Source organism: Arthrobacter melezitosi, from assembly GCF_054511055.1.
The window spans coordinates 50,263-65,604 of the sequence record NZ_JBTNDJ010000014.1; the positions used below are offsets into that span (position 1 = coordinate 50,263).

A 15,342-nucleotide genomic window follows, 5' to 3' on the forward strand; every position below is an offset into this window, starting at 1 on the left:
CCAAGGTTTGTCTCAAGAAGAACAGAGCGGCCCGGCCGGAAGCGTGCTTCCCGCCGGGCCGCTCTGTAGTCTCGTTTCATCGTCTTCGTCGGGAGGTGCACCTGTGGCCGAACTGGTTCAACTCGTGGAGCACGGCATCGAACTGGCCCGGGCAGGCGATCGGGCGGACCTGCGCCGGCGCCTCGAATCGACCCGCGGCCGCCTCCTCGATCCGAGCGTCCGGGTGATCGTCGTCGGTGAATTCAAACAGGGAAAGAGCAAGCTCATCAACGCCCTCGTCAATGCCCCGGTGTGTCCGGTCGACGACGACATCGCCACCTCGGTTCCCACCGTGGTGCGCTACGGCGAGCGGGCCTCGGCGGTCCTGGTGCTTCCCAAGGACGCCGACGGCGCCGCCGGGGACGAGCCGGCGCTGGAGCGGCAGCCGGTCGACCTGGCGGACATCGCCTCCCATGTCTCGGAAAAGGGAAACCCGGGCAACCGGCGCCGGCTGGTGGCGGCGGAGGTGGCACTTCCGCGCAAGGTCCTGACCGGCGGGCTCTGCCTCGTGGATTCACCGGGGGTGGGGGGCCTCAACTCGCCCCACTCGCTGACGACGCTCACGGCGCTGCCGACGGCCGATGCGATGCTGCTCGTCTCCGACGCCTCGCAGGAGTACACCGAGCCGGAGATCCGGTTCCTGCGCCAGGCCCTGCGGGTCTCGCCGAATGTCGCCTGCGTCCTCACGAAAACCGACCTCTACCCGCAGTGGCGGCGGGTGGCCGAACTCGACCGCGGACACCTCGACCGGGTGGGACCCTCCATTCCACTGATTCCGGTGTCCTCCGATCTGCGCCTCCACGCGGCCCGCCTCAAGGACAGCGAACTGAACGCCGAGTCGGGCTTTCCGGCGCTCGTGGCCTACCTGCGCTCGAACATCCTGGGCTCGGCCGAGAGTCTCCAACGGCGCTCCGTCGCCCAGGACCTGCTCTCGGTGACCGAGCACCTGCGCCTGTCCCTGCAGTCCGAGCTCAGCGCGCTCGAAGACCCCGAAGCCGGCCCGCTGATCGTCGCGGGACTCGAGGCCGCCAAGGAGAAGGCCGATGAGCAGCGCCGGCGGTCGGCCCGGTGGCAAATCACGCTCAATGACGGGATCAGCGACCTCATCGCCGACATGGAGTACGACCTGCGCGACCGCCTGCGCAGGATCCAGCGCGAAGCCGAGCAGGCGATCGACGAGGGCGACCCGGGGCCGACCTGGGACCGGTTCGCCGAGTGGCTCGAGCAGCGGGTCGCCTCGGCCGTCTCGGACACCTTCGTGTGGACGAACGAACGCTCCGCCTGGCTGGCCGGGCAGGTCGCCGAGCATTTCCAGCAGGACGAGGTGCGGCTGCCGGTCCTGCAGGTCTCCGACACGCAGGACGTGCTCAGCCCCGTCGAGCGGGTGCCGACCCTCGACCCGGGCAGGGTCAGCCCGATGGGGAAGGTCCTCATCGGCATGCGCGGCTCCTATGGCGGCGTCCTGATGTTCGGCCTGCTCACCGGCATCGTCGGAATGTCGCTGATCAACCCCTTCTCGGTGGGAGCCGGCCTCCTGCTGGGACGCAAGGCCTACCGGGAGGACAAGGAAGCCCGGCTGAAGCGCCGCCAGGGCGAGGCGAAGGCGCTCGTGCGGAGGCAGATCGACGACGTCGTCTTCCAGGTGGGAAAGGAACTCAAGGACCGGCTGCGCCTGATCCAGCGCGCCACCCGCGACCACTTCACCGAGATCGCCGAAGAACACCATCGTTCACTGGGCGATTCGGTGGCTGCCGCGCGCCAGGCCGCGGCCACCTACACGCTCGAACGCGACCAACGGATGCAGCAGATCCGGGCCGAACTGAAGCGCGTCAACGCCCTGCATGCCCGGGCCCGGGCGCTGGAGCCGCCGGTGGCGGCGGGGACATGAGCGATGCCATGGGTGCGGCGGCGGCCGCGCTCGTCCGGGACGCCCTCGAGGTGTACGGGGACGACCCCGCCGCCCGCGACGCGCTCGAAGCATACGCCCGGAGGCTCGAGGAACCCCTGCGGGTGGCCGTTGCGGGCATGGTGAAGGCGGGAAAGTCGACCCTGCTCAACGCGATCATCGGCGAGGAGATCGCGCCCACCGACACCGGCGAATGCACCCGGGTCGTCACCTGGTACCGCCACGGAGACACTCCGCGGATAACCCTCCACCTCCGCCAGGGGCCCGCGCGGGCGCTTCCGGTGCGGCGGGTGGAGGGACGGCTGCGGCTGGACCTGGGCGCCGTCCGCGCCGAGGAGGTGGACCGGCTCGTGGTCGACTGGCCGGCGCGGAGCCTGAGGGACCTCACCCTGATCGACACCCCCGGGATCGCCTCGCTGTCCGGGGAGGTCTCCAAGCGCTCCACCGGATTCCTCCTGCCCGCCGACACGCCCTCCGAGGCGGACGCCGTCATCTACCTGATGAGGCACCTCCATGCCAGCGACCTGGACTTCCTCAAGTCCTTCCAGGACACCGCGGTGGGCCGCTCCGGGACCGTCAACGCGCTCGCCGTGCTGTCCCGGGCGGACGAGGTGGGCGCCGGCCGGATCGACGCACTCCTGTCCGCGCGCGAAATCGCCGCCCGGTACCGCACCGATGCCAACCTGCGAAGCCTCGCCCTTGGAGTGGTCCCCGTCGCCGGGCTGCTCGCCCAGAGCGCGCGGACGCTGCGCCAGCACGAATTCACGGCCATGGTGGAACTGGCAGGGCTTGAGCGGAACGAGCGCGAACGCATGCTGCTGTCGGCGGACCGCTTCGTCCGGTCCGGGGGCGTGCGCTCAAGCGCGGCGGAGCGGGCCCTGCTCCTCGAGCGGTTCGGCATGTTCGGCATCCGGCTCGCCTGCGCCGTGCTGCGCGGCGGCGTCAGCGAACCGACGGCACTGGCCCGTGAGCTGGCCCGGCGCAGCGGCCTCGACGACCTGCTCCGGAACCTGTCCGGCCAGTTCCAGGCCCGGGCCTCGCACCTGAAGGCACGCAGCGCCCTGATCGGGGTCGAGGCGCTCCTGCGCTCCTCGCCGCGGCCGGATGCCGGGAAGCTCGCGGCGGACCTCGAGCAGGTCCTCGCCAGCGCCCACGAGTACCGGGAGCTGCGGATGCTCGGCGTGCTTCACACGGGCGGAGTGGCCCTGGCCCCGGAGCTGGCCGCCGACGCCGAGCGGCTCATCGGGGGCAGCGGGGTGGCCCCGGCGCACCGGCTGGGCCTGGCCGGGAACACCCCGGCGGCGGAGCTGCGGGCGGAGGCGCTCGTCCAGCTGCGCCGCTGGCATGCGGTGGCCGAGAACCCGCTGACCGACCGGACCGCCCTCGACCTCTGCCAGACCGTGATCCGCACCTGCGAGGCGCTGCTTGCGGACACCGTCCGGGACACCGCGCCCGGGGAGCCGGCGCCATCCGCATCGGGTCCCCGGAATGTCCTATCCCGGGACGCCGGCGGAGTTCCGGCCGGCACGGAACCAGGCGTTGGCGCGGGGGAGCAGGCTGGCGGCCAGCGCCGCAGCGCCCAGCACGGCCTGCGCCGCCAACAGCACGACTAGGTAGGTCTCCGCTCCGGGAGGGCCAAGGATGGAGGCGCCCACGACCATCACCGCGACGTGCACCGGGAGGACCACCAGCAGCACCCACCGGGGCCAGCCGCCCGTGCGGAGCAGGACGGCGAGCAGGAGCGCCTCGACCGCCATCAGGACGAGGAGGGCGCCCAGGGCGCTCCACCACGCAACCGAAGCCACAGTGTCGAGGGTCGAAGCATCCCTTCCGGACCCCAGGCCGGCAGCCGCCTCCCTGAGGCGGTCGATCTGCGCCCTCCGGTTGAGGAACGCGACGAGGGCCGCCACAAGCCCGGCCGCGAAGCTGGCAAGCCACAGGGACAATGCCGCCCGGACCGGACCCGGAGGCGGCACCGATACGACGATCGGTGCCGGGATGCCCGGGGCGAGCGCAGGCCGTGGCGGGGCGGCGTGCGGGATGCGTCCCGCCCGCTGTGCCTCAGCGGGCGGCCCCGCGCGGCCGGGCCTTCCCTGGGCGGGCTCGTTCGACATGGGGGTAACTTAGCACCGCCATCCGAGGGCCGCAGGAAAAACCGCTCCGGGTGGTTTCCGCCGAGGAACGAGTAGCCGGTACGGTGGCCCGTGCCGGGGGCCGGACCTAGCCTTGGTGCCATGAGCAGCAACGGTGGAAATGCAATCCATGGCAGGCGCAGGAAACAGGACACCCGCCCCGCCACGGGCCGGAAGGTGGGGCTCGGCGCAGCGCTGGCCATCGTCGTCATCGTGGCGCTGATCGTCCTGTTCTGAGGCCGGCGCCGGTCCGGGCGGGCTTGCGGGATCCTGCCCGGGCGTCCGGTGTCCGCTTCAGGCGCTGCGGAGCTTCGGATCCGGCGACAGCCCGCTGAGCCCGTTCCAGGCGAGGTTCACAAGGTGGGCCGCCACCGTCCTCTTGTCCGGCCGGCGCGCGTCGAGCCACCACTGGCCGGTCATCGCCACCATCCCCACCAGCATCTGGGCATAGATGGCGCCGTCCTGCGGCGAGTATCCGCGCTTCCCGAATTCCGCCGCCATGATGTGTTCGACCCGGGCGGCGATCCGGGACAGGAGGGTGGAGAACGCACCCTCGGGCTGCGAAGGGGCCGCGTCGCGCATGAGGATCCGGAAACCGTCGGTGCTGGTTTCGATGTAGTCCAGGAGTGCGAGCGCGGCGCGCTCGAGCAGTTCGCGTGACCCGGCATCACCGGCAAGGGCGGTGGTGACACTGCGCAGCAGGATGTGGAACTCGATGTCCACCACCTGGGTGTAGAGGCCCTCCTTGGTGCCGAAGTGCTCGTAGATCACCGGTTTGGACACCCCGGCGGCCGCGGCGATCTCCTCGATGGTGGTCCCGTCGAGTCCGCGGAGCGCGAACAGGCCCCGCGCCACGTCGATCAGTTGGGCGCGGCGCTGCGCGCCGGTCATGCGGGGGCGGGCGGCTCCGTCGCCGGGCTCGGATGGTGGGTTCACCGCTCCATCCTACGGACCGGCCCGGGTCGCCGTTGGAAACCGAACATGGCAGACTGGATAACCGTGTGCATGTCCCCGGCCGCACGGCCGCGGATGCGCATGGTCCGCCCTGGTGTAATGGCAGCACCCCAGCCTTTGGAGCTGCGGAGTATAGGTTCGAATCCTATGGGCGGAACGGCGGTTGCCTCCCGGTACTATGTCCGGGTGGCCTCCCGTCGGTCAACACTCCCAACAGGTAGGAGCGCTTCTTCGTGAGCCACCAGGACGCAGCCACTGCGACGGCACCAGTAGAGTCCTCCCCACCGGCCGCAGTGATCGTTCTCGCTGCCGGAGCCGGCACCCGGATGAAGTCCCGTACTCCCAAGATCCTGCACCCGTTGGGTGGCCTCTCGCTCGTGGGCCACGCCCTCGCCGCGGCGCGGGCCCTGCGGCCCGAGGCACTGGCCGTGGTGGTCCGCCATGAACGGGACCGGGTGGCAGGCCACGTCGCCGCCCTCGACCCCGAGGCGCTGCTGGTGGACCAGGACGAGATTCCGGGCACCGGCCGCGCCGTCCAGGTCGCCCTCGATGCCCTTGATGCCCGCGGGGACGCCCCCGTCGAAGGCACCGTCGTTGTCACCTACGGCGACGTGCCGCTGCTCACCCCCGAAACCCTTGGGCACCTCGTCGCCGAGCACCGCGCCGGGGCGAATGCGGTGACCGTCCTGACGGCGGTCCTTAACGACGCGGCCGGCTACGGGCGGATCCTGCGGGGGGCCGACGGCACCGTGACGGCCATTGTGGAGCACCGCGACGCCACCGATGCCGAACGGGAGATCCGGGAGATCAACTCGGGCATCTACGCCTTCGACGCCGCGTCCCTGCGCGCCGCCCTGCGGCAGGTCGGGGCGGACAACGCCCAGGGCGAGATGTACCTGACCGATGTGCCGGCGCTGTGCCGGGCCGCCGGCGGCCGCGTCGCCGCGGTGGTCTCGGACGACCCCTGGCAGGTCGAGGGAGTCAACGACCGTGTGCAGCTCGCCGGACTGGGCGCCGAACTGAACCGGCGCATCCTCCAGGAGTGGATGCGGGCGGGGGTGAGCGTCCTCGACCCGGCAACCACCTGGATCGACGCCACCGCAGTGCTCGACGAGGACGTCACGATCCTTCCGGGCACCCAGCTGCACGGCACGACGCGGATCGGGCGCGGCGCGGTCGTCGGGCCCGACACGACGCTCACCGACGTCGTCGTCGGGGAGGAAGCCTCGGTCGTGCGCACCCACGGAAGCGGTGCGAGCATCGGCGCCGGCGCCTCGGTGGGTCCCTTCACCTACCTGCGCCCCGGCACGGTGCTCGGTGAGGAGGGGAAGATCGGCGCCTTCTACGAGACCAAGAACGTCACCGTCGGGCGCGGCTCGAAGCTGTCCCACCTCGGATACGCCGGCGACGCCGAAATCGGCGAGTACACGAACATCGGCTGCGGAAACATCACGGCCAACTACGACGGCGTGAACAAGCACCGCACGGTCATCGGATCCCACGTCCGCACCAGCTCGAACACTGTCTTCGTCGCGCCCGTCACCGTCGGCGACGGCGCCTACACCGGGGCCGGAGCGGTGATCCGCAAGGACGTGCCCCCCGGCGCCCTGGGCCTGAGCATCGCCCCGCAGCGCAACGCCGAGGGGTGGGTCGGCGCGAAGCGGCCCGGCACCGCCTCCGCGCGGGCCGCGGCCGAGTCCGCCGTCCCTGCGGCCGGTGCCCCGGTTCCCGGCCTTTCCTCCACCAGCACCGCGGCTTCCACCCGCGGCACAGCGGCGACACCAACAGAAGAGAGCAGCCAGGCATGAGCGAAATCACGGCACACGGCGAGAAGAAGCTGGTCCTTGCCTCCGGGCGCGCCCATCCGGAGCTCGCCGAGGAGATCGCTTCCGAGCTGGGGACCGAACTCCTTCCGGTCTCGGCGTATGACTTCGCCAACGGTGAAATTTATGTCCGGTCCGGGGAGAGCGTGCGCGGCACCGACGTATTCGTGATCCAGGCGCACCCGGCCCCGCTCAACAACTGGCTGATGGAGCAGCTGATCATGGTGGATTCGCTGAAGCGGGCCTCCGCCAAGCGCATCACCGTTGTCTCCCCGTTCTACCCGTACGCGCGCCAGGACAAGAAGGGCCGCGGCCGCGAGCCCATCTCGGCCCGCCTCGTCGCCGATCTCTACAAGACGGCCGGTGCCAACCGGCTGATGTCCGTGGACCTCCACACGTCGCAGATCCAGGGCTTCTTCGACGGCCCGGTCGACCACCTGATGGCGATCCCGCTGCTCGCCGAGTACATCCGCTCGCGCGTCGACGCCGATAACGTCACGGTTGTCTCCCCCGACACGGGTAGGGTCAGGGTCGCCGAGCAGTGGGCGGAGCGGCTCGGCGGAGCACCGCTCGCCTTCGTGCACAAGAGCCGGGACCTCACCGTGCCGAACCAGGCGGTGTCCAAGCAGGTGGTCGGCCAGATCGAGGGACGGACCTGCGTGCTGATCGATGACATGATCGACACCGGCGGCACGATCTCCGGGGCCGTGCAGGTGCTGAAGAACGCCGGCGCGAAGGACGTCATCATCGCCGCCACGCACGCGGTCTTCTCCGAGCCGGCATCACGCCGGCTCGCGGAGTCGGGTGCCCGCGAAGTGGTCGTCACCAACACCCTTCCCATTCCGGCGGAGAAACGCTTCCCGCAGCTCACCGTTCTCTCCATCGCCCCGCTGATCGCCCGGGCCATCCGCGAGGTCTTCGATGACGGGTCGGTGACGAGCCTCTTCGACGGCATCGCGTGAGTGGCAAGGCCGGTAGGACCGCCTCCGCATAGGTGGGGTCCGCCGCCGTGGAACCAGTAGCCTTCGGTGCCGCAGCCCCCGTTTCAGGTAGTGACCGCCTTGAAAATGAGTAGGGGCGGCGCTCCGCGTACGCCAAAACAAGTAACTTCACGGAAAGATCCGTAGTAACCACTCGTGTCCCCGGGGGGCACTCGTTCCTAGGCTGTGTAGCAGGAAAACTCATAGCCCGGGGAAGAGAAGTTGGTCTCAATGCGGTCTCATAGAGGTTTTTGTTCGTGTTCTGAAACGCGCCCGTACTGCCTGAACCTCCAGGGTGGTGTCCGGTGAACCCGCTGCTGTCCGGCAGCTTCTTCATCGGTCGGACGGAACTGCTCCAAGGAATCGCCGATGCGCTCCGGCGGCCGGGATCCTCGGGCGCCGTCCTCGTCGGGGGGACGGGAGCCGGCAAGACGGCGCTCCTGCAGCAGGTCCTGCAGTCCGGAACCGGGGCCCACATCGTGAACGTGCGGGGTTCGTCCTCCTCCCGGCGTACCCCCTACCGCGCCCTGAGCCTGCTGCTCTCGGAGGTTGAGCCGGAGGTGCTCGACAGTCCGGTGATGGTCCTGCAGGCGCTCACGGCGGCGCTGCGCCGCCAGGCCCAGGGCGGGCCCGTCATCGTTGCCGTCGACAACGCCGAGCAGCTCGACCCCGCCTCCTCCGGCGTCATCGCCCAGCTCGTGAACAACGGCGTCGTGCGCGTACTCCTCGCAGTGAAGGATTTCGCACGGGCGGATGCGGCGTTCATGGCGCTGTGGTGCGACGGCTCGCTCCAGCGTTTCGAGGTTCCCGCCCTGACCTTCGCCGAGTCCGCCCTCTTCGTCGAGGCCGAACTCGGCGACCCGGCCTCGAGGGAATGCCTTGAGGTGCTTTGGGAGCTCAGCGGCGGAAATCCCCGGGCCCTGCGGGCGGCGCTGCTCGGAATGGCCCGGCGCTCCCTCTTCGCGCGGGAGAACGGCTCATGGGTCCTGCTGCCCGGCCGGACCGCCCTCGGCGAAGACCTCACGGAGGCGGCCTCACCCCTGCCGCACGTCAGCCGCGAACAGCGCCGGATCGTGCGCCTCACAGCGTTGGCAGGCCGCGTGCCCTGGCCGGTACTCCTTGGCCGTTTCCGGCCCGAAGACCTTGACTCCGTCGAAGAGTGCGGGTTGATCCGGGTCGACCACGGGCCCTCGCCGATGGCCCAGTGCGCGTGGCCCTCGCTTGCCGACGCCGTCGCCGAGAGCGTCCCGGCCGAGGAGGCGGGCGCGCTGTACGCCGAATTCTCCCTCCTGCCGGGGTTCGACGCCGTACTCGCCGCCGAGCCGTCCCGGCACGCCAGGTGGCTGCTCCGCGCAGGGCTGACGCTGCCGCCGGGGGTGGCGCTGGCCGGGGCCCGTGCGGCCAACAGGGTCGGGGACCACGCCGGTGCGGCCGAGATCGCCGAGCGCGGAACGGAAAGCCGACGCGGGACCGACCTCCACCTCGAAGCCATCACGGCCGACCTCGGGCAGGGGAACTTCGAACAGGCGGCCGCCCGAGCCGCGGCGCTCGGCGCCGAGCTGTCCCCGGACGGCCCGGAGGCGGTCCGGTTGCTGCTGCTGCAGGCCCGCGCGGACCGCCACCTCGGTCAGCAGGGCAGCGGGACCCTCCTCGACGAAGCGGAATCGCGCCTGGTGGGCTTCGCTGATCCGGCCGGAGATCCGGAGCTGGAGGAGCTGCGCCGGGCGGTCCTGCTCGCCCGCGCCGAACAGGCCTCTTGGGACGGGGAGTTCCTGCGCAACGCCCGGGAGCTCAAGGAGACCCTCGACTCCGACGATGGGCTCGCCGGCGACCTCCGTGTCCGCGCCGAGACGCTGCTGTGCGAGGCCTGGGCGATGACCTCCAAGCAGCTCGAAGCCCTGGAGCTCGGTGCCTCGCTGTGCCGGAGGCTCACCGGCGCCGACATCAGCAGGAGCTCCCGCGTCCGCGCTGTGCGGCAGGTGCGGGAGGTGTACCGCCTCGCCGGGGCCGCGGCGGAGGGTGAACGTGTCCTCGACGCTGCGGGACTGGCCGAAGGAGGCCCCGGCGCGCAGGGCGGTTCTCCGGGGGTACTCTACGAAGGCATCGCCGAGGCGCTGCAGGGCCGGCCCGGTCCGGCCCTGAGGCTGCTCGTGCCGGCGTTCAACCAGCTCCGGGTCCGCGACCCGGAGGGCGTACTGCCCCTTGCCGCGGCCGGGATCACCCACGCCCACGCGCAGGAGCGCAACCTCGAACAGGCGATCGCCTACCTTCCCGTCACCGAGCCCGGCCCGGGAAGCGCCTGGAAGGTCCGGCGCGCGACGCGGCACCTGCAGCTCCTTGTCTCCTCGCTCCTCGAGGTCAAGGCCGATGCGGCCCGCGACCTGCACGCCCTCGGGGAGGCCGACCGCCTCGTCGGAGCCGATGCCTGGGCGCTCCTGTCGCTGTCCTGGGCCGTCCGCCTCGGCGACCGGGCCGCGCTCGAACCGCTGACCGTCGTATCGGCCTCGCTGCAGGGGGCGTTCGCCCGGACCTGCGAACTGTACGCGAAGGGACTCGGCAACGGTGACGCCGAGCTGCTCGTCCAGGCCGCCGAACTCGCCTCCGCACAGGGGGACCAGCGCTTCGCCTCGGACGCCGCCCAGGCCGCCCTCCGCGGTGTCGCCGGAACGCGCGACAAGAACTCGCTCCGCCAGCTGCAGCGCAGGGTGCGGGAAATCCTGCCGGAGGCCGCCGCCTGGAGTTCGGCCGGATCGGGCCTCGAACGCCTCACCACCAGGGAGCGCGAGGTTGCCCGGCTGGCGGCGGCGGGGGCGAGCAACAAGGCGATCGCGCAGCAGATGTTCGTCTCGGTGCGCACCGTCGAGGGTCACCTCTACCAGGTGTACTCCAAGTTGAACGTCTCAACCCGGAATGAACTCGGAGAGCTCCTCCCCACCGAAAACCTGGCATGAGGACCACCGCCTCGCTGGTGGACGGGGACCTGGTTGGACGGGATCCGCTGCTCGAGGCCCTCGAACACGCAGTGACGCGCTCGGACCTTCACGGCGCCTTCGTCTTCGGCGAAGCGGGGATGGGCAAGACCGCGCTGGCCCGGCACCTCATGGAGCGCTCAATGCACTCCGCGGCGTCCTTCCTGATCCATCCGGGCCCGGCCCTGAGCAACGCCCCATATGCCGCGCTCGCCCCGTTCCTTGACCGGGCGACCGCCCGTGACATCGAATCCTCGCTCTCGGTGCTCCGGATCCTGATCTCGTTCTTCCGCGAGGAGTCAAGGGGCCGTCCCGTCCTGCTCGTCGTCGACGACGCCCACGAGATCGACGACGACAGCAGCCACGTGCTCTCCCAGCTCGTCTCCTCACGCACCGTGCGCCTTGTTGCCTTCTCACGCCCGCAGGACCCCGTCTCGGAGGAGCTCGTCTCCCTGTGCAGGGAAGGACTGCTGGCCCGGTTCGAGATCGGACCGCTCGATGCGGCGCAGGTAACCGAGGTGTGCGCGAAGCTGCTCGGCGGGCACCTCGTCCGGGGCACGGGGGAGCGCCTCTGGGAGGAATCGGGTGGGAATCCCCTGTTCCTCAGGGCACTCCTCGACCAGTCCCTTGCCGATGGCGCCCTCACCGAAAGTGCGGGGGTGTGGCAGCTGTCCCGGGAGGAACTCACCGTCCCCGCATCCCTCGCCGACCTCGTCCGGGGCATCTGCCTGAGGCTGCCGGCTCCGGAGCGCAAGGCCTTCGAAGCCCTCGCCCTCGGCGAGCCGGTGCAGTTCACCGCACTGTCCGGCATCACCGACCCAACAGCGGTCCGGAACCTCCTCGAGGCCGGCCTCATCATGAGCATGCCCGGCCATCCGTCCTTCGCGGTGCCGACCCACCGGCTCTACGGACGGATCCTGCGCGGGCTCGTTCCGGCGGGACGGAGCGCCGTGCTCAGGGCCGAGCTGGCCGGAGGTTCCGCTTCGATTCCGACCGTTGGCCCCGGCAGGGTCCGGCACCTGAACTGGGCCCTCGACTGTGGAGAGGCCGTTCCGGACGCCGTCCTCATCGAAGGAGCCCGCCTCGCCCACCGCTATTTCGACCTGGAGTCCTCGATGCGGTTCGCCTCGGCCGTGGCGGGGCCCGAATTCGCTGTTGCGGCCCGGGTGGAGCGGGCGCGGGTCGAGCTCGCCCGGATGCACCTGCCCGAGGCAGGAGACCTGTTGCGTGGGGCACTGGAGTCGGCCGGCTCCGCCGAGGTGCTCGCCGCCGCGGCCGTCCTCACGGTGCGCCTGCGGCTGCTCCAGGGAAGACCGCTCCGGGAAATCCATGCAGTGGCCGACAAGTGGGCCACCCTGCTGGAGCCGGAGCCCCCGGCCGGGCCGGGTGCTCCGGAGGTCGAGCTGCTTCGCTGCTTCGCCTACAACCTGGAGGGCCGGTTCGCCGAGGCCGAGACGCGGCTGCGCGTTCTGGTGGAGAGCGGGGCGGGAGGCCCGCTCAACCTCGCCCTCGCCCAGTCCCTGCTCGGTGAGGCCCTCGGTGCCACCGGCCGGGCCACCGAGGGCAAGGCGCTGACCGCCTCCGGCCTGGCCATCGTCCGGACCGATCCCGGCCTCTTCAACGATTTCCATGCCTTCACCCTCACCCGCCACCTCGTGGTGCTGATCCACTCGGGTGAGTTCGCCGAGGCGGAGGCGGCCCTGCAGGACTACACCCGGCGGCCGGCCTGCGACTACGCCTTCACCGGCGGTGCCCTCGCCGCCCTGGATGCCGCGCTCGACGTGCGCAGGGGCAGGTTCCGCCTGGGGATGGAGAAGCTTGGGCCGGCCCTCGAAGCACTTCGCCGGTCCGACCACGAACTGCTCCTGCCCTACGTCCTCGCCGTCGCCGCACTGGCCTCGAGCGCGCTGGGGCAGCCCCACCGTGCCGGGGAGCTGGCGGCCGAATTCGCCGCACAGGCGCACCGGGGCAGCCGCCCCCTCGCCCTGCTGGGAGAGGCCCTCACCCACGCGGCGCTGCTGCCCTCCGAGGACCGGGAGGGCCATCTCGGGCGGCTCAAGGAGCTGGCCGGCAGGGCGGCCGACGCTGCGCTTTCCGGCTGCGAGAAGGACATCCTCGAGATCCTCGTGGCGTTGGGCGACCCCCAGTCCGCCGTCCGGCTCGCCGAGGTCACCGGCACGATGGAGGGAAGGGAGGCGATGGTACTCAATGCCTACGCCACCGCCGTCGCCTCCGGCGACCTGGAGCGGCTTGTGGAGGCGGGGGACAAGGCCGAACTGGCGCAGAAGCACCTCGTGGCGGCCGATGCCTCCTACCGCGCCATGCGCCTGCTGGCGGACCGCGGGGACCGCCGGACGCAACGTGAACTGCTCCAGGTCGCCAGGCGGCGGCGCCAGCGCCTCGAGGGTTGCTCACCGGCGCTTCTGGGTGATGCCGAAGAGCCGACGAAGCTCACCGGGAGGGAACGGGAGATCGCCTCCCTCGCCCTCGACGGGGCTTCGAACCGTGCGATCGCCGCCGCGCTGACGGTCTCCCCCCGGACGGTCGAGGGCCACCTGTACCGGATCTACGCGAAGCTGGGCATCACCCGGCGGGAGGAGCTGACATCGGAGTACGAATCCATCGTCCGGCCCGAGTGAGACCTGCCGAGTAGGAAGCCGGGTGATGGGGTAGTACCGGGCCCGGGAACAGGTAGCAGATGAAGGGATTTCGGGAGCTATTACTCGTGTTCCGTCCCTCCTTATCGACATAAAGTTTGAATCAGTCGGAACCCATTGCAGGGAACCGGCCCCCCGAACCGGGTCGGCGGTGTCGAAGTCTTCTTGAGACCAGGACTTCATCCCCAGCCGCCGCCGACCCTTCAACGCCGCAGGGCATGCACAAGCCGGGTTGGAACGCCGCCGTTCCAACCCGGCTTGTGTTCTGTTGGGCCGAGATCCCGTGCCCGGCCGCATCCGGCGCACCCGCCCGCGCAGGAGCACCCTCCGGTTGCTGTAGGATTGTCTGCGATGCCTAGGCGAGGGAGCGGCCCGAGAAATCGGGCGGACTCCGTGATCGACGGTGGCTAGCGACTTCCAACAGCTGGTGCTTTCACCAGCAGCGAGCGGTTTCTAGACGCGCTCCTCTCCGTCCCGGCAACGTCCAGAAGCTGGCCCACCGGCCGGCTGCAACGCGTTCCACCAGGAGATCCAATGTCAGAGCAGAAGCTCCCCGCAGAAGTACGCACCGAGTTCGGCAAGGGCGCTGCCCGCCAGGCCCGCCGCGCCAACAAAATCCCCGCCGTCATCTACGGCCACGGTGGAGATCCCCTCCACGTCCTCCTTCCGGCCAAGGCGACCACGCTTGCCGTGCGCACCCCGAACGCCCTGCTCACCCTCGAGGTGGACGGCGAGGACCACCTCGCCCTGGCCAAGGACATCCAGCGCAACCCGCTCAAGCAGATCATCGAGCACATCGACCTGCTGACGGTCCGCCGCGGCGAAAAAGTCGAGGTCGACGTCACCATCCACATCGAGGGTGAAGCCGCTCCCGAGGTCGTGGTCAACCTCGAAAGCAACACCGTCCTGGTCGAGGCGGAAGCCACCCACCTGCCCGAGAGCCTCACGGTCAACATCGAGGGACGCCAGGTCGGCGAGCACATCCACGCCTCCGACATCCAGCTGCCCGCCGGTACCCGGCTGCTGGTCGACGCCGACACGCTCATCGTCAACCTGGCGGCTCCCACCGTCCAGGACCTGGGTGAGGCCGAGGCCCCGGCTGAGGAAGCCGGCGCAGGCGAGCCCGCTGCCGACAACAGCTGATCCTGCCGGTCTTCATGCCAACTGACGCATGGCTCGTAGCCGGGCTCGGTAACCCCGGGCCCGGCTACAGCGGCAACCGCCACAACGTGGGCGCCATGGTGCTCGATCTGCTGGCCGGCCGGCTGAACGGGCGGTTCCGCACCACGAAGACCCAGGCGGTGGCGCTCGAGGGGCGGCTTGGACTGGGCGGTCCGCGCGTCGTCCTGATGAAGCCCCTGACCTACATGAACCTTTCCGGCGGACCCGTGTCCGCCCTCGCCAAATTCCACGGAATACCCGCAGCGCAGGTGGTGGCGGTGCACGACGAAATCGACATCCCCTTCAACACCGTTCGGCTGAAGTCCGGCGGGGGCGAAGGCGGCCACAACGGCCTCCGTGACATCAGCAGGGCCCTGGGGACCAAGGACTACCTGCGCGTTCGGGTCGGCGTCGGACGTCCTCCCGGACGCCAGGACACCGCCGACTTCGTACTCAGGGATTTCGGCACGGCCGAAAAGAAGGACCTGCCCTTCCTCCTTGACGATGCCGCCGACGCCGTTGAACTGCTCATCCGCAGCGGCCTGGTTCCGGCACAGCAGAAGTTCCACGCCCCGGCCTCTTAGCGGCTTCCATGCGCCGCCTCCGGTTACTGTCTAGTTAAAGCTTTGTCCGCGCGGCACTGGCTTTCGGCGGCCGACACGGTAGTCTGATCGTCCAAGACAGTCGTTGTGGGGCGGACTCAGTGGTGACTTGCGTGATC

Annotated in this window: 11 protein-coding genes and 1 tRNA gene; 10 read left to right on the top strand and 2 right to left on the bottom strand. The window is 70.4% G+C overall.

Annotated elements, in window-relative coordinates; all coding sequences use genetic code 11:
- Window positions 1–103: 103 nt before the first annotated feature.
- Complete coding sequence (locus ACX80W_RS13460) at window positions 104–1,927, top strand: dynamin family protein (protein ID WP_459284092.1); 1,824 nt, start codon at window positions 104–106, stop codon at window positions 1,925–1,927.
- Window positions 1,924–3,558: a dynamin family protein gene (locus ACX80W_RS13465; protein ID WP_459284094.1), complete on the top strand. Its 1,635-nt coding sequence runs from the start codon at window positions 1,924–1,926 to the stop codon at window positions 3,556–3,558. Before ACX80W_RS13460 ends, ACX80W_RS13465 begins: the two co-directional genes overlap by 4 nt.
- On the opposite strand, the gene ACX80W_RS13470 is transcribed toward ACX80W_RS13465, so the two are convergent.
- Entirely contained in the window at window positions 3,439–4,059 is a 621-nt protein-coding gene (locus ACX80W_RS13470) for a hypothetical protein (protein WP_459284095.1), read from the bottom strand. The two genes, ACX80W_RS13465 and ACX80W_RS13470, sit on opposite strands and share 120 nt — an antisense overlap.
- A 120-nt stretch (window positions 4,060–4,179) precedes the next feature.
- On the opposite strand from ACX80W_RS13470, the gene ACX80W_RS13475 reads away from it, so the two are divergent.
- Entirely contained in the window at window positions 4,180–4,314 is a 135-nt protein-coding gene (locus ACX80W_RS13475; protein WP_459284097.1) for a hypothetical protein, read from the top strand.
- Between the two features lie 57 nt (window positions 4,315–4,371).
- On the opposite strand, the gene ACX80W_RS13480 is transcribed toward ACX80W_RS13475, so the two are convergent.
- Window positions 4,372–4,968 (bottom strand): TetR/AcrR family transcriptional regulator, encoded by a 597-nt coding sequence (locus ACX80W_RS13480; protein ID WP_459284123.1) that lies wholly within the window; start codon window positions 4,966–4,968, stop codon window positions 4,372–4,374.
- Window positions 4,969–5,116: 148 nt separating this feature from the next.
- Here ACX80W_RS13480 and ACX80W_RS13485 point away from each other — a divergent pair.
- From ACX80W_RS13485 to pth, 7 genes are all read left to right on the top strand, one after another.
- Window positions 5,117–5,188: transfer RNA gene (locus ACX80W_RS13485), tRNA-Gln, on the top strand.
- Window positions 5,189–5,357: 169 nt separating this feature from the next.
- Complete coding sequence (glmU, locus tag ACX80W_RS13490) at window positions 5,358–6,839, top strand: bifunctional UDP-N-acetylglucosamine diphosphorylase/glucosamine-1-phosphate N-acetyltransferase GlmU (protein WP_459284125.1); 1,482 nt, start codon at window positions 5,358–5,360, stop codon at window positions 6,837–6,839.
- A complete protein-coding gene (locus ACX80W_RS13495; protein ID WP_459284099.1) occupies window positions 6,836–7,816 on the top strand; it encodes a ribose-phosphate diphosphokinase in 981 nt (326 codons plus the stop codon). The genes glmU and ACX80W_RS13495 overlap by 4 nt, the downstream gene beginning before the upstream one ends.
- Window positions 7,817–8,139: 323 nt before the next feature.
- Window positions 8,140–10,785 carry a helix-turn-helix transcriptional regulator gene (locus ACX80W_RS13500; RefSeq protein WP_459284101.1) on the top strand — a complete coding sequence of 882 codons (2,646 nt, stop codon included), beginning with the start codon at window positions 8,140–8,142 and terminating at the stop codon, window positions 10,783–10,785.
- Entirely contained in the window at window positions 10,782–13,442 is a 2,661-nt protein-coding gene (locus tag ACX80W_RS13505; protein WP_459284103.1) for a helix-turn-helix transcriptional regulator, read from the top strand. Before ACX80W_RS13500 ends, ACX80W_RS13505 begins: the two co-directional genes overlap by 4 nt.
- Window positions 13,443–13,994: 552 nt before the next feature.
- On the top strand, window positions 13,995–14,603 hold the full coding sequence (locus tag ACX80W_RS13510) for a 50S ribosomal protein L25/general stress protein Ctc (RefSeq protein WP_459284105.1): 609 nt from the start codon (window positions 13,995–13,997) through the stop codon (window positions 14,601–14,603).
- Between the two features lie 14 nt (window positions 14,604–14,617).
- Window positions 14,618–15,205, top strand: coding sequence for an aminoacyl-tRNA hydrolase (gene pth, locus ACX80W_RS13515; protein WP_459284107.1), 588 nt, complete (start codon window positions 14,618–14,620; stop codon window positions 15,203–15,205).
- Window positions 15,206–15,342: the final 137 nt, after the last annotated feature.